25 protein-coding genes and 2 tRNA genes are annotated in these 24,726 nt (G+C 34.8%); 16 read left to right on the top strand and 11 right to left on the bottom strand.

The genetic code is table 11. The annotated features are described in order from the left end of the window. Nucleotides 1-50: 50 nt before the first annotated feature. From CLV55_RS10170 to CLV55_RS10155, 4 genes are all read right to left on the bottom strand, one after another. Nucleotides 51-545, bottom strand: a complete 495-nt coding sequence (locus tag CLV55_RS10170) for a hypothetical protein (RefSeq protein WP_112113685.1) — start codon at nucleotides 543-545, stop codon at nucleotides 51-53. A 45-nt stretch (nucleotides 546-590) separates the two neighbouring features. Beyond that, entirely contained in the window at nucleotides 591-1,892 is a 1,302-nt protein-coding gene (rimO, locus tag CLV55_RS10165; RefSeq protein ID WP_112113684.1) for a 30S ribosomal protein S12 methylthiotransferase RimO, read from the bottom strand. Between the two features lie 188 nt (nucleotides 1,893-2,080). Then, entirely contained in the window at nucleotides 2,081-3,595 is a 1,515-nt protein-coding gene (locus CLV55_RS10160) for an OmpP1/FadL family transporter (protein WP_245902710.1), read from the bottom strand. A gap of 27 nt (nucleotides 3,596-3,622) precedes the next feature. Then, on the bottom strand, nucleotides 3,623-4,648 hold the full coding sequence (locus tag CLV55_RS10155) for a hypothetical protein (protein WP_112113683.1): 1,026 nt from the start codon (nucleotides 4,646-4,648) through the stop codon (nucleotides 3,623-3,625). Between the two features lie 101 nt (nucleotides 4,649-4,749). Between CLV55_RS10155 and proS the strand changes: the two genes are divergently transcribed. From proS to typA, 5 genes are all read left to right on the top strand, one after another. Further along, nucleotides 4,750-6,228 carry a proline--tRNA ligase gene (gene proS / locus CLV55_RS10150; RefSeq protein ID WP_112113682.1) on the top strand — a complete coding sequence of 493 codons (1,479 nt, stop codon included), beginning with the start codon at nucleotides 4,750-4,752 and terminating at the stop codon, nucleotides 6,226-6,228. 78 nt (nucleotides 6,229-6,306) lie between these two features. Further along, nucleotides 6,307-6,378, top strand: a tRNA-Glu gene (locus CLV55_RS10145). Between the two features lie 37 nt (nucleotides 6,379-6,415). After that, a tRNA-Glu gene (locus CLV55_RS10140) sits at nucleotides 6,416-6,487 on the top strand. Nucleotides 6,488-6,643: 156 nt separating this feature from the next. Then, nucleotides 6,644-6,895 carry a 30S ribosomal protein S20 gene (gene rpsT / locus CLV55_RS10135; RefSeq protein WP_112113681.1) on the top strand — a complete coding sequence of 84 codons (252 nt, stop codon included), beginning with the start codon at nucleotides 6,644-6,646 and terminating at the stop codon, nucleotides 6,893-6,895. 137 nt (nucleotides 6,896-7,032) lie between these two features. After that, complete coding sequence (gene typA, locus CLV55_RS10130; RefSeq protein ID WP_112113680.1) at nucleotides 7,033-8,829, top strand: translational GTPase TypA; 1,797 nt, start codon at nucleotides 7,033-7,035, stop codon at nucleotides 8,827-8,829. A 52-nt stretch (nucleotides 8,830-8,881) separates the two neighbouring features. Here the strand turns inward: typA and rluF are convergent, their stop codons facing one another. Genes rluF through CLV55_RS10105 form a run of 5 tightly spaced genes read right to left on the bottom strand, consistent with a single transcriptional unit; the run spans nucleotide 8,882 to nucleotide 13,062 of the window. After that, on the bottom strand, nucleotides 8,882-9,667 hold the full coding sequence (rluF, locus tag CLV55_RS10125) for a 23S rRNA pseudouridine(2604) synthase RluF (RefSeq protein WP_112113679.1): 786 nt from the start codon (nucleotides 9,665-9,667) through the stop codon (nucleotides 8,882-8,884). Nucleotides 9,668-9,727: 60 nt separating this feature from the next. Next, a complete protein-coding gene (locus CLV55_RS10120; protein WP_112113678.1) occupies nucleotides 9,728-10,567 on the bottom strand; it encodes an alpha/beta fold hydrolase in 840 nt (279 codons plus the stop codon). A gap of 29 nt (nucleotides 10,568-10,596) precedes the next feature. Beyond that, complete coding sequence (locus CLV55_RS10115) at nucleotides 10,597-11,379, bottom strand: zinc ribbon domain-containing protein (protein ID WP_112113677.1); 783 nt, start codon at nucleotides 11,377-11,379, stop codon at nucleotides 10,597-10,599. A gap of 3 nt (nucleotides 11,380-11,382) precedes the next feature. Beyond that, a complete protein-coding gene (locus tag CLV55_RS10110; protein WP_112113676.1) occupies nucleotides 11,383-12,477 on the bottom strand; it encodes a Nif3-like dinuclear metal center hexameric protein in 1,095 nt (364 codons plus the stop codon). A gap of 21 nt (nucleotides 12,478-12,498) precedes the next feature. Continuing rightward, nucleotides 12,499-13,062 (bottom strand): hypothetical protein, encoded by a 564-nt coding sequence (locus CLV55_RS10105; protein ID WP_112113675.1) that lies wholly within the window; start codon nucleotides 13,060-13,062, stop codon nucleotides 12,499-12,501. A 173-nt stretch (nucleotides 13,063-13,235) separates the two neighbouring features. On the opposite strand from CLV55_RS10105, the gene lpxK reads away from it, so the two are divergent. Next, nucleotides 13,236-14,252 (top strand): tetraacyldisaccharide 4'-kinase, encoded by a 1,017-nt coding sequence (gene lpxK / locus CLV55_RS10100; RefSeq protein WP_112113674.1) that lies wholly within the window; start codon nucleotides 13,236-13,238, stop codon nucleotides 14,250-14,252. Further along, nucleotides 14,224-15,039, top strand: a complete 816-nt coding sequence (locus CLV55_RS10095) for a purine-nucleoside phosphorylase (RefSeq protein ID WP_112113673.1) — start codon at nucleotides 14,224-14,226, stop codon at nucleotides 15,037-15,039. Before lpxK ends, CLV55_RS10095 begins: the two co-directional genes overlap by 29 nt. Nucleotides 15,040-15,087: 48 nt before the next feature. On the opposite strand, the gene uvrA is transcribed toward CLV55_RS10095, so the two are convergent. Next, nucleotides 15,088-17,889, bottom strand: coding sequence for an excinuclease ABC subunit UvrA (gene uvrA, locus CLV55_RS10090; RefSeq protein ID WP_112113725.1), 2,802 nt, complete (start codon nucleotides 17,887-17,889; stop codon nucleotides 15,088-15,090). Nucleotides 17,890-18,076: 187 nt separating this feature from the next. On the opposite strand from uvrA, the gene CLV55_RS10085 reads away from it, so the two are divergent. The 8 genes from CLV55_RS10085 to CLV55_RS12895 all read left to right on the top strand — a co-directional run bounded on the left by CLV55_RS10085 (nucleotide 18,077) and on the right by CLV55_RS12895 (nucleotide 23,560). Further along, nucleotides 18,077-18,664, top strand: coding sequence for an RNA polymerase sigma factor (locus tag CLV55_RS10085; protein ID WP_112113672.1), 588 nt, complete (start codon nucleotides 18,077-18,079; stop codon nucleotides 18,662-18,664). A 36-nt stretch (nucleotides 18,665-18,700) separates the two neighbouring features. Then, nucleotides 18,701-18,997: a hypothetical protein gene (locus CLV55_RS10080; RefSeq protein ID WP_112113671.1), complete on the top strand. Its 297-nt coding sequence runs from the start codon at nucleotides 18,701-18,703 to the stop codon at nucleotides 18,995-18,997. Beyond that, nucleotides 18,990-19,493, top strand: coding sequence for a Spy/CpxP family protein refolding chaperone (locus CLV55_RS10075; RefSeq protein WP_158527033.1), 504 nt, complete (start codon nucleotides 18,990-18,992; stop codon nucleotides 19,491-19,493). Before CLV55_RS10080 ends, CLV55_RS10075 begins: the two co-directional genes overlap by 8 nt. 3 nt (nucleotides 19,494-19,496) lie before the next feature. Further along, the gene (locus CLV55_RS10070) at nucleotides 19,497-20,198 is read left to right on the top strand and encodes an MbnP family protein (RefSeq protein ID WP_146739560.1); all 702 of its coding nucleotides are present in this window, start codon (nucleotides 19,497-19,499) and stop codon (nucleotides 20,196-20,198) included. After that, nucleotides 20,191-21,228, top strand: a complete 1,038-nt coding sequence (locus CLV55_RS10065) for a cytochrome-c peroxidase (protein ID WP_170122251.1) — start codon at nucleotides 20,191-20,193, stop codon at nucleotides 21,226-21,228. Before CLV55_RS10070 ends, CLV55_RS10065 begins: the two co-directional genes overlap by 8 nt. Nucleotides 21,229-21,245: 17 nt before the next feature. Beyond that, nucleotides 21,246-22,589, top strand: coding sequence for a YHYH protein (locus CLV55_RS10060; protein ID WP_112113667.1), 1,344 nt, complete (start codon nucleotides 21,246-21,248; stop codon nucleotides 22,587-22,589). 189 nt (nucleotides 22,590-22,778) lie between these two features. Then, nucleotides 22,779-23,363 carry an RNA polymerase sigma factor gene (locus CLV55_RS10055; RefSeq protein ID WP_112113666.1) on the top strand — a complete coding sequence of 195 codons (585 nt, stop codon included), beginning with the start codon at nucleotides 22,779-22,781 and terminating at the stop codon, nucleotides 23,361-23,363. A gap of 53 nt (nucleotides 23,364-23,416) precedes the next feature. Continuing rightward, complete coding sequence (locus CLV55_RS12895) at nucleotides 23,417-23,560, top strand: hypothetical protein (protein WP_170122250.1); 144 nt, start codon at nucleotides 23,417-23,419, stop codon at nucleotides 23,558-23,560. 29 nt (nucleotides 23,561-23,589) lie between these two features. On the opposite strand, the gene CLV55_RS10050 is transcribed toward CLV55_RS12895, so the two are convergent. Then, complete coding sequence (locus CLV55_RS10050) at nucleotides 23,590-24,225, bottom strand: endonuclease III domain-containing protein (protein WP_112113665.1); 636 nt, start codon at nucleotides 24,223-24,225, stop codon at nucleotides 23,590-23,592. Between the two features lie 46 nt (nucleotides 24,226-24,271). On the opposite strand from CLV55_RS10050, the gene bcp reads away from it, so the two are divergent. Further along, nucleotides 24,272-24,724: a thioredoxin-dependent thiol peroxidase gene (gene bcp, locus CLV55_RS10045; protein WP_112113664.1), complete on the top strand. Its 453-nt coding sequence runs from the start codon at nucleotides 24,272-24,274 to the stop codon at nucleotides 24,722-24,724. Nucleotides 24,725-24,726: the final 2 nt, after the last annotated feature.

The following is a 24,726-nucleotide window of genomic DNA, read 5'->3' as shown; positions in this document are numbered from 1 at the left end:
TAATAGTACAAAAAAAACTCCAAATCAAATCGTTTTGGAGTTTAAGAGTATTATTTTTTTGATAATTTGTATTTTTCCATCCGATCCATTCGTTCCTGAATCATGTTTTTATATTTTTCCTTTTGCGTCGGATTTAAAAAGGTATTGATCGTTCGATCTGTTTTTTCATTAATTGCTTCGATTTCTTTTATTTTTTGTTCTTCTGGACTTTCGCTTTTCATCACAGCATAAATACTTTTCGAACTGGCTTCAATTTCTTTCCGAATAACAATGACCTGCAAATCGTCAAGAGTCAATTCTTTGGTCAATTTATCCATCGTTTTATTGATGTTCTCGGCGCGCTCTTTTTCAATGTCTTCGGCCGATTTAGAATTTCGCCCATAATCATTCGTATTTTGGATGCTTTGCTGATTTCTCATGCGGTTCATGCCACCCATACCCATGCCCCCACCATACATTCCATTGGAACCATAGCCATACTGAGCATTCATATTCTGACAAGTAACGCCTATTAAAAGAACAAGAAATAATTTTAAAAGTTTCATGATAACTGATTTAAACAGACGTAAATGTAGTAAAAAAAAAATAATTTAAATGGGTTCTCCATACAAATCATATTCCGTAGCATCACTAATTGTTACGTTAACAAATTCTCCAGTTTTCACATAAAATTTTGACGCATCTATAAGTACTTCATTATCCACATCGGGACTGTCAAACTCGGTTCTTCCTACAAAATAATTTCCTTCTTTTCGGTCAATCATACACTTGTAGGTTTTTCCAATTCGATCTTGATTTAAATCCCATGAAATTTGCGATTGTAAGTCCATGATTTCTTGGGCACGAGCTTTTTTTACTGCTTCTGGTACATCATCTACAAGAGCAAAGGCACCTGTGTTTTCTTCATGAGAATAAGTAAAGCACCCCAATCGGTCGAACTTCATTTCTTGTACCCAATCTTTCAAAACTTGAAAATCGGCTTCAGTTTCTCCAGGATATCCTACAATAAGTGTTGTTCTAATGGCAATTCCAGGTACTTTTTCTCGAAAATCATTTAATAACCGAGTCGTTTTTTCTCGAGTTGTTCCTCGCTTCATCGATTTTAATATAGGATCAGCGATGTGTTGTAACGGAATATCAATATAATTACATATTTTCGGTTCCCGTTGCATCAAATCTAAAACATCCATAGGAAATCCTGTAGGGAAGGCGTAATGTAAACGAATCCATTCGATACTTTCAACCTGAACTAAATGCTCAAGAAGTTCGGCGAGATTACGCTTTTTATACAAATCCAATCCATAATAGGTTAAATCTTGTGCAATTAAGATTAACTCTTTAACGCCATTTTTTGCCAAACCAGCGGCTTCTTTCACGAGTTTTTCTATCGGTTGCGAAACGTGTTTGCCACGCATAATCGGAATAGCGCAGAAACTGCATGGACGGTCGCAGCCTTCGGCAATTTTCAAATAGGCATAATTTTTTGGCGTGGTGGTCAATCGTTCGCCAAGCAATTCGTGTTTGTAGTCGGCGCCTAAGGCTTTCAATAAAAGTGGCAACTCTGTTGTGCCAAAATATTGGTCGACATTTGGAATCTCTTTTTCCAAATCAGGGCGATAGCGTTCCGATAAACAGCCAGTCACAAAAACTTTGTCAACAATTCCACGTTCTTTTTTGTCGGCATATTCTAAAATAGTATTAACCGATTCTTCCTTGGCATTATCAATAAAACCACACGTATTAATTACCACAATATTGCCCTCTTGCTCGTGCACTACCTCTTTGCCACTCGCTTTCAATTGTCCCATCAACACCTCACTGTCATACGTGTTTTTAGAACAACCCAACGTAATGACATTAATCTTATTTTTCTTTACCGATTTGGTTCTCATACCTATACTTTATTGGGTGCAAAATTACGTTATTTATTTTAAGAAGCGAAACTTTCGGGTGTTTTTGGTTTCCCTATTCCTGCCATCCGCTCTACAAGGTGCCGCTGCTGTCAGGGCTAAATGGTATACTTTAGGCAAAAAAAAACCATCCGAAAAAAACGAATGGTTTATAGAGAATGTCTTGACGATTATAATTCAAATAACATCGTCAAGCTAATATTGTTGTTTACGGATTTAATTTTTGCTGCATCGGTCAAACCTTGTGAGAAAAATTGTTGGTTGTACTCTCTTTTTGAATTGCTGTAGGATACATCTAGTTTAATACTTCCAAAATTATATCCAAAACCGCAAGAGTATCCGTTCAAATCACTCATGATATTTTTATCTTTATAAGGACTTCCTTCCCAACGATATCCACCGCGCAGACTTACATTTTTAATTTTATATTCGCCTCCCAATCTCACCTCGTTAGAAACTGTTAAACTATTTGCCAAAATAGAATTGGTGGTTGGAAAATCAGACTTTGGTTTATACATCGTTTTGCTGTAATCTTTTCTACTTAGATCAAGGCTTAAAAGTCCTTTTTTTCCAAAGATATAGGCGAAGCTATAATTTGTTTTGCTCGGAGATTTTAAAGAGTAGGGCTGGAAGATCATGGTCGTATTAGGGTCGGTAACAATCGTTCCATATTGAGTATTGTTTTGTGAACTATTCAATCCATAACCAGAAGTTGTGACACGCTGTGTAAGTTCATCATTCAAACGATACCAAGTTGGAGATTCATACGAAAACCCTACACGAAATTGTTTGGTAACTTTATAGATCGTTCCCAATTGAAATGAAAATCCATTCCCATAAGTGTATAAATCATTATAAAAATGAACTACATCCACCGTGGAACCAGTAGGGTATTTTGGATTGTCGTTGGTTTCAAAAAAACTAGATGATTGTCTGTAGTCAATGAAGTGCGAATTCAAATTCAATCCGAAAGACCATTGATCGGTATATTGTGTGGCAAAGTTAAAATTCAGTTTACCGTTATAGCCTTTGGTTCTAATTTTGTTTTCTTGATAATAATTTCCTCCCGTTGCAATATTCGTATAATATGTTGTATTAGTACTTGAGTTGGTGCTGGGATCAATGATATAGGAGTTGTACCCTAAATAAGCTTGTTGTTCATTATAGTACAATTCATCAAAGTAATAATTGTTTAAGGTGCCCAAAGAAACGCCATTAGCATAACTCAAAAAATAGTTATCTACAGAGTTTAGTGGATTCGTACCGGCAGAGAATAGCGCATTGTCTAAATTTCTGTTGTTTTCATAATTCAGCGCTAATGCAAATTTTTTCCAATTGCTTTTTTTGTCATAGTTGTTGAAAGCTAGTACAACACCTCCTTGATTTATGTCAAAACTATTTCTGCTGTCAGAAGTATTAGTTCCAAAATAATTCGATTTGTTTGCAGTATTGTAGCTACTTATTGTAAACCCGACTTGGCTGTTTGCAAATACAACCGAACCAGCAGGATTGATATTCAAAGAAGATAAATCTCCTCCTAGGGCTCCAAAAGCACCACTCATACTTCTAAAGCGTGCAGTACCATTTAAGTCTGTTTGAGCATAGCGTAAAGCATCATTAATATCTTGTGCGTGTAATGAAGGAATCACTAAAACAAGAAATGCTGTCATTAAAATTTTTTTCATAGCCTCTATCATTTTTTGAAAATTAATTTATCTTCTTCCTCCGCCACCGCCACCAGCGCGGCCGCCACCACCACTAAAACCTCCACCACCAAATCCACCACCGCTAGGGGCATAACTTCTAGGAGAGCTATAACTAGGTGTAGAAGGCGAATAACTTCTAGGTGTGTTGTAATTATAATTTGAATTAGATGGGGAATAACTTCTAGGCGTGTTATAATTAGGTGTCGAAGATGGATTATACGTTCTAGGGGTGTAATCACTCTGTCTTGGACTATAAACACTAATTCTAGGAGTAGAAAGGGTATTGTAGTTTCGTGGCATGTTTGTAGGTACGCCTACGATTCGACCTCCATTTGAGGCTCTTACTCCAGATCCAAAGCCACCAGTCGAACTTCCAATTCCTCCGATAAACTCATTGTTTCTTCTACCACCAGAATATGCATAGGTATGACCAATATGACCATTTGTCCAGCCCCAATAACCACCGCCATAGTATCCAAAGTAATTAGGATAGTAATATCCATAAGGATAATACCCATATCCATAATAATTGTAGTAAGGACCATACCAACCCCAACTCAAAGACCAACTTGGAGCATACCAACTGTTATATCCCCATGAATTTCCATACCAACCATTGTATCCCCAATAATTTCCATAATACCTACCCCAACTTGGTGTATACCAACCATTAGTATATACATTCACAGTAGTCGTACTTGGGTTAGAGCCCCAACCTGCATAATCGTTTGAATTTTGATTGGGAGCAGCGTTGTTTGGAGCAATAGAGTCTTTGTAAGTAGAGTACTTATCTACATCTGTAAACACTTGCTCGTTGTCTTTGTGCAACGAACTGAAGTAGTCTTTGTAATAATTACCATTTCTGGCAGTTTCATGTCTTTCGGGTCTCACATTTTCTGATGTTCCATAGATGCCATCATTGTCATAATAGGAACTGTTTTGATAGGAACCACAAGAATTTGCAGTAATAGTAAGTACTGCAAAGAAAAAAAACAAGGATGTTTTTTTAATTAAATATTGATTTGTTTTCATATCTATAGCATTTTTTATTGTTGGTCATTACAAAAATAGTTAGTTTTGCTGAATAATTTAGTTAAAATTAGTTAAACAATATTTGTGCCAAACTATTTATTATGAGTAAGAACTTAACAAAGCGATCAGAAGACTATTCAAAATGGTATAACGAGCTTGTTGTCAAAGCAGATTTAGCAGAAAATTCAGGGGTTAGAGGATGTATGGTAATCAAGCCTTATGGGTATGCTATTTGGGAAAAAATGCAAGCAGAATTGGACAGCATGTTTAAAGAAACAGGACACAGCAATGCCTATTTTCCTTTGTTTGTTCCCAAAAGTATGTTTGAAGCCGAAGAGAAAAATGCTGAAGGATTTGCTAAAGAATGCGCTATTGTCACGCATTATCGTTTAAAGAATGACGAATCGAAACCGGGAAAGTTAATGGTTGATCCCAATGCTAAACTCGAAGAGGAGTTAATTGTTCGCCCTACGAGTGAAGCTATTATTTGGAGTACTTATAAAAATTGGGTGCAATCGTATCGCGATTTACCCTTACTCATTAATCAATGGGCAAATGTGGTTCGGTGGGAGATGAGAACACGTTTGTTTTTGAGAACGGCCGAGTTTTTGTGGCAAGAAGGGCATACTGCTCATGCAACCAAAACAGAAGCGATAGAAGAATCTGAAAAAATGATGAATGTATATGCCGATTTTGTTCAAAACTTCATGGCAATACCTGTAATTAAAGGATTGAAAACAGAAACAGAACGTTTTGCTGGAGCAGAAGAAACCTATTGTATTGAAGCCTTAATGCAGGATGGAAAAGCGCTACAAGCGGGAACTTCGCACTTTTTAGGACAAAATTTCGCCAAAGCTTTTGATGTGAAATTTGCCAATCAGGAAGGAAAGCAAGAACATGTTTGGGGAACTTCTTGGGGAGTATCCACACGTTTGATGGGGGCTTTGGTCATGACACATTCTGATGATAACGGCTTAGTTTTGCCTCCAAATTTAGCACCGATCCAAGTCGTAATCGTTCCTATATATAAAACCGAAGAAGAGTTTGACGCAATTTCACATGTGGTAGACGATTTGATGAAACAATTCAAAAAACTTAGAGTCACGGTTAAATACGATAATCGTACAACGCAGAAACCTGGGTTTAAGTTTGCAGAATGGGAACTAAAAGGGGTTCCTGTACGCATTGCTGTAGGACCAAAAGACTTAGAAAATGGGACGTTTGAAGTAGCAAGACGAGATACACTTACAAAAAATGTAGTTGAAAAAGAGGGGATCGTTGCTTATTGTATCGATTTGTTGGAAACCATTCAAAAGGATTTGTTTGATAGAGCATTAGAATATAGAAATACCCATATTACTGAGGTAAATTCGTTTGATGAGTTTCAAGAAGTCTTAGAAAACAAAGCAGGATTTATATCGGCACATTGGGATGGAACCGCTGAAACGGAAGAAAAAATTAAGGAATTAACAAAAGCAACCATACGTTGTATTCCTTTAAACCAACAAAAAGAAGAAGGAAAATGTGTTTTTTCTGGGGCTAAATCCACTGGTAGAGTGCTGTTTGCAAAGGCGTATTAGAAAAAAAACAAAAAAAAATAGTGAGCCTCTTGTGCGAATAAAAAATAGTTGTATTTTTGCATCCGCATTTAAGCAGTAGGCCCGTTCGTCTATCGGTTAGGACGCCAGGTTTTCATCCTGGTAAGAGGGGTTCGATTCCCCTACGGGCTACAAGTTCAATAAGATATTGATTTTAAACAAAAATTAAGGCCCGTTCGTCTATCGGTTAGGACGCCAGGTTTTCATCCTGGTAAGAGGGGTTCGATTCCCCTACGGGCTACAAAATTAGTTGTAAATTAGTTTTATAAAGCAGAAGGTTAGTGTCTCAATTTTTTGTTTTATTAGTTAAAACCAAAGTGATTAAATTTTTTAATTGTGGGAGGTTTTTCTTTTTTAACTAATAGTTTTAACATTATTACAATTAAATTAAAAGAAAATGGCAAATCACAAGTCAGCTTTAAAAAGAATTAGAAGTAACGAAAAGAAAAGAGTATTAAACAGATACCAACACAAAACCACTCGTAATGCTATCAAAGCATTAAGAATGGCTACAGATAAGGCTGATGCTTCAGCTAAATTATCGTCAGTTATTTCTATGATTGACAAATTAGCTAAGAAAAATATTATCCATGATAATAAAGCCTCTAATTTGAAATCAAAATTGACAAGACACGTAGCTAAATTATAATTGGCACTTGTAAAAATACTATCGAACCTCCTTCTTAAAGGAGGTTTTTTTATGTAAAAAAATATTTATAGAATTGTAAATGAGGGTTTTTTATTGTCAAATTAAAATGTACCTTTGCACCTCATAAAAAAAATTAGATGGAATCAATCAGAAACATTGCAATCATTGCCCACGTTGACCATGGAAAAACTACCTTGGTGGATAAAATTATGTACCATTGCCAGCTTTTTCGTGAAAACGAAAACACAGGTGATTTAATTCTTGATAACAACGATTTAGAACGTGAACGTGGCATTACGATTACATCAAAAAATGTTTCTGTAATGTATAAAGGTACTAAAATTAATATTATTGATACACCAGGGCACGCCGATTTTGGTGGTGAGGTAGAGCGGGTGTTGAATATGGCAGATGGTGTTTGTTTGTTAGTAGATGCTTTTGAAGGACCTATGCCTCAAACGCGTTTTGTACTTCAAAAAGCAATTGATTTAGGATTAAAACCATGTGTCGTAATCAATAAAGTTGATAAAGAAAATTGTACTCCAGAAGAGGTACATGAAAAAGTATTCGATTTGATGTTCGAATTGGGCGCAGAAGAATGGCAGTTGGATTTCCCTACAGTATATGGTTCTGCAAAAAATAATTGGATGTCAGATCATTGGGAAAATGTAACGACCAATATTGAACCTTTATTGAATATGGTTGTAGAACATGTTCCTGCTCCTAAAGTATCTGAAGGAACCCCTCAAATGTTAATTACATCATTAGATTTCTCCTCATTTACGGGACGTATTGCTATTGGACGATTAGAACGTGGTGTCTTAAAAGAAAATTTACCCATTTCTTTGGTAAAAAGAGACGGAAAAGTATTGAAATCTAGAATTAAAGAGTTGCATACTTTTGAAGGGCTTGGACGTAAAAAAGTACAAGAAGTAACGGCTGGAGATATTTGTGCGATTGTTGGAGTAGAAGGTTTTGAAATTGGAGATACTATTGCTGATTTTGAAAATCCAGAGGCTTTACAAACAATTGCCATTGATGAACCTACAATGAGTATGTTGTTTACCATTAACGATTCGCCGTTCTTCGGTAAGGAAGGGAAATTTGTGACTTCTCGTCACATAAAAGATAGGTTGGCTAAAGAGCTTGAGAAAAATTTGGCATTGAGAGTTGCTGATACCGATTCTGCCGATAAATTTATGGTGTTTGGTCGTGGTGTATTACACTTGTCGGTTCTTATTGAAACTATGAGAAGAGAAGGGTATGAACTTCAAATTGGGCAGCCACAAGTTATTATTAAAGAAATAGATGGTGTTAAATGTGAACCAATAGAAGAATTAACCATCGATTTGCCAGAAAACGTATCAGGAAAAGCGGTGGAATTTGTTTCGGTTCGAAAAGGAGAAATGCTTTCCATGGAAGGAAAAGGAGAGCGTATGGTAATCAAATTTAATATTCCTTCTCGTGGAATTATAGGGTTACGTAATCAATTGCTTACCGCTACTGCCGGTGAAGCGATAATGGCACACCGATTTATTGGGTATGAACCATTGAAAGGCGAAATAGCTGGAAGAACAAACGGGTCTTTAATTTCGATGGAAAATGGAAAAGCTATTCCATATTCGATCAATAAATTACAAGAAAGAGGTAAGTTTTTTGTTGATCCAAACGAAGATATCTATGAAGGTCAGGTAGTTGGAGAGAATTCTCGTGGCGATGATATGACTGTAAATATTACCAAAACAAAACAATTAACAAACTTCCGTTCTGCAGGTGCTGATGAGAAAAACAAGATTGTACCCGCTATCAAGTTTACCTTAGAGGAAGCGCTGGAGTATATTCAAAAAGACGAATATGTAGAAGTAACACCAAAATCGTTACGTTTGCGTAAAATCTATTTGAATGAAAATGATAGAAAACGATTTAAAATATAATTAGAATAGTATAAGAATCTAAAACCATCACTCTTGTAGTTGATGGTTTTTTTTAGGTTCTTTTTCTAAAATCTTTTCGAGGTGGATTTTTAGTTATGGGTTTTGGAAAGCTCGCTTCTTCGGTTTTGCTCGAAGGTTCAATGAGTTGATGTAGTTGTTCGATTTCTACATCGGTTAATTCTCGATAACGTCCTAAAGGAATGTCTAAAGAGATGTTGATAATTCGTGTGCGTTTCAGTGCTACAACATCATACCCCAAAAACTCACACATTCTACGTATTTGCCGATTCAATCCTTGGGTTAAAATAATCCGAAATACAAATTTACTAATCTGTTCTACGGTGCACTTTTTTGTAATCGTATCCAAGATCGGAATCCCATTTGCCATACGTTCAATAAATCGATCTGTAATCGGACGATTAACTGTCACTAGGTATTCTTTTTCGTGATTGTTGCGTGCTCTTAATATTTTATTGACAATATCTCCATCGTTTGTCATAAAAATTAATCCTTCACTAGCTTTATCAAGACGTCCGATAGGAAAAATTCTTTCATGATAATTGATATAGTCGACAATATTTTCCTTAACCTCAAGGTTTGTAGTACATTCAACGCCAACGGGTTTGTTAAAAGCGAGATAGATGCGTTTTTGTGTATTCTCACGAATTAATTTTCCATTAACACGCACCACATCATTTGGACCTACTTTAGTTCCCATTTCAGGGATGTTCCCATTTATTGTAACGCGACCTTGTTCAATCAATTTGTCAGCTTCTCTTCGGGAACAAAATCCAGATTCTGACAGAAATTTATTAATACGTATGAGCTGTTCTTCCATGCTGCAAAGGTATGAAATTGCATCGATTTTAAACCTTTTTGAAAATCAAACCTATTTATTTTAATTTTGGATAAAGGATATAAGGTCTTGATATAGTTTTGAGTCATGCATGCTGTGCCCTAGGTTTTTTGTAGTAATTAATTGGGCATTTTTCCATGATTTATGAATTTTAAAAGCTTCTTCAATAGGGACAACATCGTCTATTTCATCGTGAAAAAGGATTCCAGGAGTGTCATTATTACTTAAAAATTGTGCTGTTGAGAATTCTTGGATTTCAATATCAAAACGAAATTGGATGTAGTCGATAAGTTGTTGATGAATTTTTTTTCTCAATCCTAAAATTTGAATGTAGTTTGACAAGATGATACTAAAATCAGAAGGAACGCCCAAAAAGATAATTTTTTCAAAAGAATAAGATGCAGTAGAGAGGTACTTACCGATCACCTGTCCACCTATGGAATGTCCAATAATAATAGTAGGTTGTTTAAGGGGCATGAGATCTTCTAAAAATTGTACATAGGTTGGGATATTAAATTCTTTACCAGAACTTAATCCGTGAGCAGGACCGTCAAGCGCTACAATTGTTTTTCCGGTTTCAATCAATTGTGGAATAAGAATTTTCCATCGTGAAGCGTTGCTTTGCCAGCCGTGAACTAATAGAATACATTCTTGATTGCCTTTCCATTCATAGGAATGATAAATATGGGAGCCAACGTTATGCTTTTCAATGGTAGCTTTTTTTAGAATTGAGGGGAGTTGGTTAAAGTCTAGTTTTCCTTTTCTTGGAGTGCTGAAAAATAGATAAGCAACTTGTAAAGCTTTTTTAGGATTCACAAAGCTTAATGTGTTAATCCCAAGGCCTAAAAATCGGGCTATAATTTGTTGTTTCTTGATTTTCATAAAAAAATCCCGATGATTCGGGATTTAGATTAATTTATTTGAGCGAATAGTTTTTCTATTTTTTCTCGTTCTTCTTCGGCAAGCATTGCATCTACTAATATTCTTCCAGAATGTTCATCAGTAATAATTTTTTTTCTTGATGCGATTTCCACCTGAGTTTGAGGAGGTATTGTAAAGAATGATCCTGCAGAAGCTCCACGTTCAATAGAAACAACAGCCAAACCATTTCGAACACTAGAACGAATCCTTTTGTAGGCAGCTAACAATCGCTCTTCAATGAGTGCTTCAAATTCGGCAGATTTCTGAAGTAAAAAATCTTCTTCTTTTTGAGTTTCCGACATGATGTCGTCTAATTCTGCTTTCTTGTGTTTTAAGTGAGTTGATTTTTGTTCTAATTTTTCTTTAGAATTTGAGATTACTTCTTTTTTGTGCTCGATAGAAGATTTCATCTCTTTAATTTGTTTTTCAGCCAATTGAATTTCTAATTCTTGAAATTCAACTTCCTTAGTAAGAGCATTAAATTCACGGTTGTTTCGAACATCTTTTTGTTGTTCAGTATACCTTTTTATTGCTGCTTGGTGTTCTTCAATGGCTGCTTTTTTGGATTTAATGTTGTCTTCAATAACCACTAAATCAGATTGTAATTTTTCTAAACGAGTAGTTAAACCTGCAACTTCATCTTCAAGATCTTCCACCTCTAATGGCAGTTCACCTCTAACATTTCTGATTTCATCTATTCGTGTGTCAATAATTTGTAAATCGTAGAGTGCTCTTAATTTTTCTTCAACACTCAATTCTTTTGTAGTAGCCATATTTTATAAGTACTTAACGGGATTTGTATTTTCTTCTGATAAAACGATTGCAAAATTAGTGATTTTTTCTTTAAGAAAATCAACAATATATTTTTTTGTAAATCTTTCGCTTTCAAAATGACCAATATCGGCCAAAATGATGCGATTTTCTGCTTCAAAAAAGTTATGGTATTTTAAATCAGATGTTAAAAAGATAGATGCCCCCGATTGGATGGCATTTTTTATGGCGAAACTTCCCGACCCCCCTAAAACAGAAACTTTTTTAATGGGTTTACCTAATAACGCAGAATGACGAATTCCTCCACAATCCATGGTTTTTTTTACAAAAGATAAAAAATCGATTTCAGACATTGGAGAGTTCAATTCGCCTACCATCCCTAAACCAATATTTTGATGAGTATTCTGTAAATCATACACTTCATAAGCTACTTCTTCATAAATATGATTTGCAAAAAGAGCTTGAAGAATGGTATTTTGTTTATGTTTTTCAAAGGTAACTTCGATCTTTACTTCTTCTGTTTCCATAAACACTAGGGGAGTTCCAATCGTTGGATTGCTGTCCTTATTACCTCTGTACGTTCCTCTACCAATCGAATTAAAACTGCAATTGTCGTAATTCCCTATTGATCCAGCTCCAGCTTCAAAGAGTGCTGTTCTTAGTTTCTCTGCATTTTCTGGAACTGTATAGGTTACTAATTTTTGGATAAACTGTGGTTTAGGAATCAATATCTTCGTATTCAGTAGTCCTAATGCGTCGCAAAAAATCTTATTTACCCCGTTTTTGTGATTGTCCAAAGCTGTATGCACCGCATATATCGCAATGTCATTTTTTATTGCTTTCAAAACCGCTCTTTCAACATAATTTTTTCCTGTAATTTTTTTAATACCCGAAAAAAGAATGGGATGAAAGCAAACTACCATGTTGCAATTTTTGAAAACAGCTTCGTCTATAACGGATTCCAAAGCGTCGTGACAAACTAATATTCCAGTCGCAGTACTTTCGGGATTGCCAACCAATAAACCAACGTTGTCAAAATCTTCAGCATAGGCTAAAGGGGCCATTTCTTCTAAAATCTTACTAATTTCTTTTATTTTCATGATAATGTAATGCGTTACTAATTAGGTTGACCATTCATTCAAAGCATCAATAATAGTCCATTGATGGTTCTTTTCTTCTAAAAGATAAAAACAACCATAATTGTGTTCTATATTTCGATAAAATACTACTTTTACTAAGCAATATTTTTTTCCAAAATACATAGGTTTACTTACAATCATAAGGCGTTGATTGTTGTCATTATACCGTTTCGAAACTTTATGAAATTCATCTAAGCTCAAACAGTTATTCACTTTGCTTTTGAGGTATTGATTTTGATTGTCAAAAATCTCATGAAATTCGTTCGACCAATCTTCTACGAGTTGGGTGTTAATTTGTTTTTTTAATTCTTCTGCAAAAGGTTTTACAGCTGGATTTTTATTAATCACTTCATAAGTCTCTTCATTATTTGGTGCTTTTGAACAGTAGAAACTTAAAAATTGTAACCGGTTTTTTACAATAACTTTTTCATTTTCATAATGTTTACTTAACAAGATTTTTAAAATAAGCGCATCTTGATGGTCTTGACCCCAAACACTCATAAGACCCAGAAAAAAAACAAACATGAATTTATAGTTCCATTTCATCTCAATACAAGTAATAACTTTTCAAAGATAAAAAAAATGTCAGTTAGAACGTCAATTGTTTTTTTAGAAACTCAAATCGTATCGTTTTTGTATCTTTGTCTTCAATTGCATAGTCAATACCTCTTTTGATTTAGGTGAGAAAGACAAAAATATAGTTAGGATAGTATATCACAATGAAATTTCTTCAAATCATTTTGTTTCCTTTTGCGCTTCTTTACGGAGGCATTACTGCATTGAGAAATTTCATGTATGATAAGGGGTTTATAAAATCATATTCTTTTGATATCCCAATAATTGCCGTTGGGAATTTAAGTGTAGGCGGCACAGGAAAAACACCTCAAATAGAATATTTGATTCGTTTGCTTTCTCCAAATTATAAAGTAGCTATATTGAGTCGAGGCTACAAGCGTAAAACCAAAGGATTTGTTTTAGCAGATTCACAAGCTACAGTGGAAACATTGGGAGACGAGCCATTTCAAATTTATCAAAAGTTTCCTAATATTCAGGTAGCTGTTGATGCGAAAAGGAAAAACGGAATAACACAATTACTTCAATGGGATGATAAACCTGAAGTTGTTTTACTTGATGATGCCTACCAACATCGAAAAGTAAAAGCAGGATTTTATATTTTACTTTCAGCGTTTAATGATTTGTTTTGCGATGATGTCATGCTGCCCTCAGGAACTCTTCGTGAGGGAAGAAATGGAGCTCAAAGAGCCGATGTGATAATTATCACGAAATGTCCCAAAGATTTGTCAGAACTTGCCCAAGAAGAAATAAAGAAAAAAATCGGACTTAATAAACCAATTTTTTTTAGTTTCATAGATTATGATGACAAGATTTACAATACACAAACATCAAAACAAGTAGAAGATATTAGGGTTGTTGATAAATTACTTGTAGCGGGTATTGCAAAGCCTGAACCTTTTTTTGCATATTTGCAAGCTGAACAAAATACGGTGTTGATATACCCCGATCATCATCATTTTTCAGAGGAAGATTGTAATAAAATACGAAATAAAGCAAAAAATAAACTCATAATCACCACCGAGAAAGATTACGTTCGATTGAAAAAATACGATTTAAAATCACTTTTTTACCTACCAATCCAATCTAAATTTATCTCTAAAGGCACTGATTTTAATAGAATAATAGAACAATATGTGGGAACAAGTACAAGAGACCGTTGAATTTATCAAAGCAAAAACAAATTTTACTCCAGAATATGGCGTGATTTTAGGGTCAGGGTTAGGAAGTTTTACAGACGATATAGTAATCGAACACACGTTACCCTACGACTCGATTCCAAATTTTCCTGTGTCGACAGTTCAAGGGCATAAAGGAGCTTTGGTTTTTGGAACCATTGGTACTAAAAAAGTGGTTGCCATGCAGGGGCGTTTTCATTTTTATGAAGGGTACGATATGAAACAAGTGACTTTTCCTGTGCGCGTAATGAAATATTTAGGGATTTCTAAATTAATTGTTTCCAATGCTTCAGGAGGTGTGAATCCAAACTATGAGGTTGGTTCTATCGTGCTTATCCATGATCATATTAATATGATGCCAGAACATCCCCTTCGAGGTAGAAATGACGAACGTTTCGGTCCTAGATTTGTCAACATGAGTGAGCCATACAGCAGAGCGATGATTGCTCAAACTAAAAAAATTGCGAGCGAACATCAAATAGAAGTACATGACGGGGTTTATATGGGATTGCAAGGACCTACTTTTGAGACATTATCAGAATATAGAATGGTTAAAAATATTGGAGCCGATTGTGTTGGAATGTCTACAGTACCTGAAGTTATTGTAGCGCGTCACATGAATCTCGAAACCTTTGGATTATCAGTTATTACAGATATGGGGGATGAGGATAATATAGAAGAAGTTAATCATGCCGAAGTATTAAAAGCCGCTGAAAAAGTAGAACCACAAGTACGCTTGTTAATTAAAGAATTGATTAAACAATACGAATAAATAACCGTAAACTTTGGTTTACTAACTGAGCCTGATTGTAAAAAACAATCAGTTTTTTTTAATTAACTTCTCCTTCAAATATGTTCCCGTAATCGATTGTTTGTTTTTAACGATATCTTCTGGCGTACCTTCTGCTAAAAGAGTACCTCCATTTTCACCGCCTTCGGGTCCTAAATCAATAATCCAATCGGCACATTTTATTAAATCGAGATTGTGCTCTACCACAAGGATTGAATGTCCTTTATCTAGTAAGGCATCGAAGGAAGCTAATAGTTTTTTTATATCATGAAAATGCAATCCTGTGGTGGGTTCGTCAAACACAAATAAGGCTTTGTCTTTGGTAGTTCCTTTCACAAGAAAAGAAGCCAATTTTATGCGTTGCGCTTCACCACCTGAAAGTGTGGAAGACGATTGTCCTAATTGAACATATCCCAGACCTACATCTTGCAAGGGTTGTAATTTTTGAATGATTTTGGTTTGTTTGTGTTCACTGAAAAAGGCTATCGCTTCATCTATAGTCATGGTGAGAATATCGTCGATGTTTTTATCTTCAAAGGTCACTTCAAGAATCTCTTTTTTGAACCTTTTTCCACAACATGTCTCACAAGGTAATTCGACGTCAGCCATGAATACCATTTCCACATTAATGGAACCATCTCCCTTACAAGTTTCACATCGTCCTCCGTCAACATTAAACGAAAAATGTTTGGGTTGATACCCTCTAATTTTAGATAATTTTGATTTCGAAAACAAGTCTCGAATATCGTCATAGGCTTTGATGTAGGTTACAGGATTAGAACGTGAACTTCGTCCAATGGGATTTTGGTCGACATATTCGATGTGATGAATGCGTTGATAATGACCTTGCATATCGCTAAACTGTCCCGCTTTTTCTCCAACGCCTTCTAATTTTTTTTGAATAGCAGGAAAGAGAATTTTCTTTACCAGTGTACTTTTTCCGCTACCAGAGACACCAGTAATAACCGTTAGACATTCCAAAGGGAAACGTACATCTAGATTTCGTAAGTTGTTTTCACGAGCTCCTAAAATATCAATGTAGGTGTTCCATTTTCGTCGTGTTTTTGGGGCTTTAATTTCTAAAGTACCATTCAAATAGTGTGCTGTCAAGGAGTTCGATTTCAAAATTTCATCAAATTTTCCTTGCGCTACAAGAGTCCCACCGTGTGTACCCGCCTCAGGTCCGATATCGATAATCCTATCGGCTTGTCTCATAAGGTCTTCATCATGTTCCACAACGATAACCGTATTTCCTAAATCCCGAAGATTTTTTAAAACTCCAATCAAGAGTTCGGTATCTTTTGGATGCAAACCAATACTGGGTTCGTCTAAAATATACATGGAACCCACCAAACTACTTCCCAAAGAGGTAGCCAAATTAATGCGTTGTGATTCACCACCTGAAAGCGTAGCGGAATTTCGATTTAATGTTAAATAATCTAATCCCACATTACTGAGAAATGCCAAACGATTATTGATTTCAATAAGTAATCGATTAGCAACCCTTTTGTCATAATCGGATAGTTCTAACGATTTGAAAAATTCTATTAAACGACGAATGGGCATGTCGACCAAGTCGGAAATCGTTTTTCCACCTACTTGAATATAATTAGCTTCGGTTCGAAGTCGTTTTCCTTTGCATGTGTTGCATTTCGTTTTTCCACGATAGCGTGACAACATCACCCGATTTTGAATTTTATAATTTTTTTCTTCAAGTTCTTTAAAAAAATCATGCAATCCTTGAAAATATTGATTTCCGTTCCAAACGAGATCTTTTTGTTCTTGCGAAAGTTCAAAATAAGGTTTATGAATCGGAAAATCAAATTTATAAGCTTTGTTTACCAATTCGTCACGATACCATCCCATACTCTCACCTCGCCAAGGGGCAATAGCGTATTCAAAAATTGACAATGCCGTATTTGGAATAACCAAATCTTCATCAATACCAATAACAGATCCATATCCTTCGCAAGTTGGACAGGCTCCATAGGGATTGTTAAAACTGAAAAGATGAATGTTAGGCTCTAAAAAAGTCATGCCATCCAGTTCAAAGTTTGTGCTAAATTCTATTCGAGAAGAGTCATTTACGGCTTGCAAATAACAAATTCCTTTCCCTTCATAGAAGGCCGTTTGTACTGCATCAGAGAGGCGATTGTAAAATTCCTCATCCTCTTTTACGATAATTCGATCAATAATCAATAAAATATCTTTGTTATCTAACGTGTGTTGGTCAAGGTTGTCTAAACGCACCATGTCGTTATTAACCAAGATACGTGCAAAACCCTGTTGTAAAAGAACTTTGAGTTTGTCTTCGAGTTTTCTTCCTTCTTCCAGATGAATTGGCGCTAGGAGCAACCAACGGCTATCGTATTCAAATGTTTTTACTTTTTCTATGACATCGGTTACCGTATCTTTTTGTACCTCATTACCCGAAATTGGAGACACGGTTTTTCCAATGCGTGCAAATAGTAGTTTTAGGTAATCATATATTTCTGTCGAAGTTCCCACTGTTGAACGCGCATTGGTCGTGTTTACTTTTTGTTCAATAGCAATAGCAGGGGCAATTCCTTTGATGTATTCTACTTTCGGTTTGTCTAGTCGACCCAAAAATTGACGAGCATACGATGATAAACTTTCTACATAACGACGTTGTCCTTCTGCATACAATGTGTCAAAAGCTAAAGACGATTTTCCAGAACCCGATAGTCCAGTAATAACTACAAGTTGATTGCGTGGAATAGCCACGTCTAAATTTTTCAAATTGTGGATGGCAGCCCCTTTTATTAGGATGTTTTTTTTAGGCTCTAGCATTGAAAGATCTTCTGGAATCATAAGAAAAAAACGAATTTTCGCAAAGATAATCATTTCTCTGTTGCGAATAACTGTTGAACCAATCACAAAATCTATTTAGTACTAATTTTAGTTTATATTTGAAATAATAAAAATACCAAAGAATGGTTTTTCGAATTTTCGGTACATTAACGCAAGTTTTTTATCAAATTCACATCTAAAAAAAAATATGCAGCATTCAGAAGAAAAAGAAATCATAGCCCAATTAAAAAAGAACGATGACAAAGCGTTCCAATTGTTGGTGGATTTATTTTCCAAAAAAGTATATAATACTTGTATTGGAATGCTTCAAAATATGGAAGATGCTGAAGATGTAACACAAGAAATTTTCATCACAATACATTTGAACATCCATCAGTTTAAAGCAGAATCGTCGCTTTCAACATGGATTTATAGAATATCCGTAAATAAATGTTTGGAAACAATACGAAGCAGAAATCGTAGAAAACGTTTTGGCGTATTTAAATCTATTTTTTCTTCGGATGGTGAAAAAGCGCTTGAAAATCATTCCGATTTTGTTCACCCAGGAATTCAGATGGAAAATAAGGAGCGTGCTGCAATACTTTTTCAAGCGATTGATTTACTACCCGAACAGCAACGAACGGCTTATGTATTGCACAAGTTAGAACAGGTGAGTTATAATGAAATTGCAGAAATTATGAACGTGTCTCTCTCGGCTGTTGAATCCTTACTTTTTAGAGCCAAACAAAATTTAAAGAAATTTTTAGCACATTATTATGAAGAAAATGAAAAATAAACGCAAGTTTTTTTAAAATAAATCATCTATAGAATTATGAATGCAAAAGAATACTGGATAAAAGAAACCTTACACACAATTGAAACCATTCAAAGAGTAGAGGTGCCAAAAGAGTTACAAAATGCGTTGAAGCATGTTAAAAAGATACCAACAAAAGTTACTAGGATTCAAATAGTTGGGTTGGCTGCTAGTGTAGTTATTTTGGTAAGCTTGAATTTGATTTCAATACACCAATATTTTAAAAAGGCCGAGGAGCTAGCTTCAAATGAAGGTAAAAATCAAGTATACAAAGAATATTTTTCAAATGAATATCAAATAAATGAGTATGAATAATTCTAAATTTTTAAAAATTGTAATAGTATTTTTATTGGTTGTTAATATTGGAACTCTTACATTTATGTGGGTACATCGTCCACCAAAAAATGAAGTTGTTGAAGGTTTTTTTGCAAAAGAATTACAGTTTACCAATCAACAAAAAGAGCAGTTTGAAGAACTTGTACATCAGCATCGTGAAGCCATGTGTGCTTTGAAAGAAGACGATCGAATGGCACATGATGCGTATTTAGATTTGCTAAAAAATCCCAAAGTTACTCCACAAATGATTCATGCAGCGGTTTCTAAAATAGGAGCATGTAGAGAAAAAGAAGAATTGGCTATGTTTTATCATTTTCAAAAAGTAAGAGCTATCTGTAGCTCTGAACAAAAAAAGAAGTTTGATGAAATTATTAGAGAAGCGGCTCGAATGATGAGACCAAAACCCAATCATGATGGTCCCCCACCAGGAAGAGAAAATGGTGCTGAAATGATGCCACCACCTCCTAGACCCTAATTTATGTATAAAAAGTTTATTTTTTGTGGCGTATTCATGGCTTTGTGTTGTCTTTCTTTTCAGACAACTCCTAAAGATAAGGTCGTATATATTTCTTTCTTGCCTATGTTTCAAGATAAAGCGTTGGTTTTGAATAATGAAAAATACATCACAGAGAAAAACGATACGATCATGATCTCCACCTTAAAGTTTTATGTATCAAATATTATATTGGAGGGATCTAATGGAGAAGTTTTTAAAGAAAATAAATCGGTTCATTTGCTTAATATAGAAGCATTGAATACGTTACAATTTCAAATGGAAAAGGTTCCTAATTTTAAAATTAAAAAAATCCGATTTTATGTTGGGATAGATAGTATTACAAACGTGTCTGGGGATTTAAGTGGGGATTTAGATCCTTCTTTAGGAATGTATTGGGCTTGGAATTCGGGTTATATTAATATGAAGTTGGAAGGAATAAGCTCAAGTTGTAAGACGCCCAAAAAAGAATTTCAGTTTCACATAGGCGGCTACTTAGAACATCAAAATGCTTTACAAGAAGTTATTCTTGATTTTCCCGATGATTCGAATAGTATCAAGATTAAAACAGATGTAAGCGCTTGGTTAAATTCGGTATCTTTGAAAGAGACTAACGCTGTAATGATTCCAGGTATAAAGGCAATTACCATGTCAAAATTATATAAAAATATGTTCTCAATTGAATAGCAAAAAAAGTATTTTATTGATATTCTTGTTGACTTTTGTTTTTCTCATTTCATGGAGAAATATAGACAATGCCTTTTTCGTTGTACCAAAGGGTTGGCCAAAACCGTCATATAATTTTGCCAAAAATCCACTGTCACAAAAAGGATTTGAATTGGGGCGACAATTGTTTTATGATCCTGTTTTATCAAAAGACAGTACAATTTCTTGTGCGAGTTGTCATTTACAATATACTGGATTTGCGCATACTGATCATGCTTTAAGTCATGGTATCGAAGGGAGAATAGGTACTCGAAATGCAATGCCTATTATGAATTTGGCTTGGTCAAAGGCATTTCATTGGGATGGAGGTGTCATTAGCCTAGAAACTCAACCCATAAATCCAATTACCAATCCACTCGAAATGGATCAACCGTTGGTTGAGGTTTTAAGAAAGTTAAATCAATCAAAAAAATATAAGGGCTTATTTTATAATGTTTTTGGAGATAGTGTCGTAACGACAAAAAACGTGCTAAAAGCGATGGCACAATTCACAGTCTGCCTTGAAACCTACAATTCTAAGTTTGATAAAGTGATGCGTCACGAAAAAGATGTCTTTTTTACTCAACAAGAAAATAATGGGTTTCGTTTATTTCGACAAAATTGTATTACATGTCACAGCGATCCTTTGTTTACTAATAATCGTTTTGCCGACAATGGGTTGCCTTTAGATAAGGATTATAATGATTATGGTCGTGTAAAAATTACGTTGAATCCCAAAGACAGTTTTAATTTTAAAGTACCAACATTGAGAAATATTGAATTTACCTATCCTTATATGCATGATGGGCGATTTAAAAAGCTGCGAGATGTGTTAAATTTTTATACCGATGGCATCGTAAAACGTAATACATTAGCCAAAGAATTGCAAAATCCCATTCGATTAACGGATGATGAAAAGAAAGATGTCATTGCTTTTTTATTGACACTGACCGACAAAGAATTTTTATTTAATCCTAAATTCAGTGTTCCTAAAGTAATAACGAATCCATAACTCTAAAATAAGTCATTATGAAAAACATTTTTTTAACGCTTTTACTGGTTGTTTGTAGTTCTTTTGCTCAGACAAATCCTATTATTACGAGATGGTTGCAGAATACCACGACAACGGGAACCTATTACACCTCAGGAAATTCTACAGCCATTTCAAATGGTATATTAGTCAATTGTCAGCAAGTGAGTTATTCGGCCAATAATGTATACATCAAAACCACAGGAATTCCTGCCTATCCCGTAGGACCTTATTTGGATGGGAATCCAAATCAAGCGGGTAATCAGAATGCTATTTTTAAGTTTCCGTTAACGCCTACCCCTAACACAGGTACGCTTACCGCAACTGGTTTAGGGAATATCGGTGTTTGTATAAATGGGGTTGCAATCTTCAATTATTCAGATGCTGTGAGTTGGAAAAGTTCTACAGGAGCCTTTGCTGGTGGTCCATTTGGAGGTACAGGAGATGGCGTTTGGAATAGGGATGCCATAAAATATGAACGTCCAGGTTTCGATTGTTCTAAAGGACATCCTGCAGGAACGAATTACCACCATCATCAAAATCCTTCTGCGTTTAAAAATGACTTGAATATCATTTCAACGGTATGTAGTTTATATGATGCAGATGGATTGTATGTCATTAATTCAGCACAACATTCTCCTTTGATAGGCTTTGCTTATGATGGATACCCAATTTATGGTGCCTATGGATATGCAAATGCAGATGGCACTGGGGGGATTGTTCGAATGAAATCGAGTTACCAATTACGAAACATAACTACGAGAACTACCTATGCTAATGGGAATACAGTTACAGCTGGACCTCCTGTGAATAGCACATATCCTTTGGGTAGTTTTCAAGAGGATTATGAATATGTAGCTCACACAGGTGACGCAAGCTATCTAGATGTTCATAACGGAAGGTTTTGCGTGACACCAGAGTATCCTAGTGGTACCTATTGCTATTTTGCCACTGTAGATGCCAATCATAACTCAGTGTATCCTTATATGGTAGGACCAACGTATTATGGTGTTTATGCAAATAGAAAAGTGACATCAATCACTGAAACGACAACAACATATACGCCAAATCTGGATAATCAAAGTTTTGATAACAACAGCATGGATATTACTATTTTTCCAAATCCAGCCGCAGATTTAGTGGTAATCCAAATGGGACCTATTGTTGAAAAAAATTATACTATAGAATTACTAGATAGTAATGGGAAATTAGTCATGTCTAATGCGATCAATCAGGGGCAAACCTTAAGTTATTTAGATGTTCAAACCATGCATGCTGGGGTATATTTTGTAAAAATATCAGATGGAAAATCGTTTATAACAAAAAAAATCATATTAGAATAAATGTTTAAATAGGGGAATGCGTTTAAAGTATTACCAGAATAAAAATGTTAAAAATGCAATTAAAGTTTGTTTTTTAAGAAATTTTTATGTTATATTTGGCAATAATTAATACTTAATTGAACTAGCCTATAGCAAAAAATTACTTTTTTAGAAATACGAGATAATAACCAAAACTAAAAATGTAATTTTATGGCTACAATTCAAATTCCTGATGCTTTATTGGTAAAGAATTATATAGCTGGAGATGAAAATGCCTTAGCTATATTAATTAAGCGACATCAATCTAAAATTTATGGATTCATATATTCTAAAATTGAAGATAGAGATTTGGCGGATGATATTTTTCAAGATACATTCATAAAAGTCATTAAAACTTTAAAATCAAATTCTTACAATGAAGAAGGTAAGTTTTTATCATGGGTATTACGAATATCACATAATTTGGTGATTGATCATTTTCGTAAAGAGAAACGTATGCCTATGAATCGGGATCGTGAAGAAATGTCCGTTTTTTCATTTATTTCAGATGCAACGCTAAATGTAGAAAGTAAAATTATAGCCGATTGTATTGAAACGGATTTACATAAGATGATTGATAAACTTCCTGAGGATCAAAAAGAAGTTTTGGTTTTACGGATGTATCAAGACTATAGTTTTAATGAAATTGCCGATATGACTGGGGTAAGCATCAATACGGCTTTGGGAAGAATGCGGTATGCCGTAATCAATCTAAGAAAAATGATAGAAAAAAATCAAATAATTTTAACGAATTAAACAATAAAAAAAATAAAGTTGCGTTATTGTCATATAACATAATAACAAGGTTTATGGCAAAACTTTACACTAAGAAAAAATCGGCAAATTCTAAATTGTTGCCCAAAAAACAAACTATCGATTTTATATTAAATTATTCCAAATCGATGAGCGCTGTGAAGGTTGGTATGATGCATTTTGAGTTTATGGCCAATTAATAAAATATCCCGAAAACAATCGGGATATTTTATTTTAAAAATTCTTTTCTTCCAATAGTTCGAGTAATAATGTCCTTTTCAAGGTTCCAACCCCTTGCGGGTGAATATTCTCTACCATACCAAATGATTTGTAAGTGTAAATCATTCCACAATGCTTTAGGAAAAATCGCTTTAGCATCTTTTTCGGTTTGAATAACATTTGTGCCGTTTGATAAATTCCAACGAAACATGAGTCGATGAATGTGGGTGTCTACAGGGAAGGCAGGAACACCAAATGCCTGACTCATCACCACACTAGCAGTTTTGTGTCCCACTGCAGGTAATGATTCAAGGGCTTCAAAACTTTGTGGAACTTTTCCGTCATATTTTTCAATTAAAATTTGAGACAATCCATAAATACCTTTCGATTTCATGGGAGATAAGCCACAAGGTTTGATAATTTCTTTAATTTCCTCTACACTCATTTTTACCATATCATAAGGATTGTCTGCTTTTGCAAATAAAAGAGGCGTAATTTGGTTCACTCTTACATCGGTACATTGTGCTGACAGTAACACGGCAATCAGTAAGGTATAAGGATCTTTATGATCTAATGGAATAGGAATAACAGGATATAACTCTTTTAACGTATTTATAACAAATGTTGCACGCTCTTTCTTCGTCATTTTTTACTAGATTTGAAGGTAAATATAACAACTTTAATCTAAACAAATGACAACATTAAAAATAGGAGACAATGCCCCTCATTTTTCCGGTAAAGATCAAGATGGAAAAGAACATACCTTAGCAGATTACAAAGGGAAAAAGTTAGTTGTATTCTTTTATCCAAAAGCGAATACACCAGGTTGCACCGCAGAAGCTTGTGATTTAAGAGACAATTACGAACGTTTTCAATCAAACAATTACGCACTTTTAGGTGTAAGTGCTGATGATGCTAAAGCCCAAACAAAATTCAAAGAAAAATTTAATTTTCCCTTCCCATTGATAGCAGATGTCGATAAAGAAGTAATACAGGCTTTTGGAGTATGGGGGCCAAAGAAATTTATGGGAAGAGAATATGATGGGATTCACAGAACCACTTTTGTTATTGATGAAGAAGGAGTGATTTGCGATGTCATTGCTGAGGTAAAAACAAAAACTCATGCCGCTCAAATCTTAAAGTAAGA

The organism is Flavobacterium aciduliphilum, assembly GCF_003268855.1.
Taxonomy (GTDB): domain Bacteria; phylum Bacteroidota; class Bacteroidia; order Flavobacteriales; family Flavobacteriaceae; genus Flavobacterium; species Flavobacterium aciduliphilum.
The sequence above is the reverse complement of the archived record's forward strand: the minus strand, read 5'-3'. Positions and strand labels throughout refer to the sequence as shown.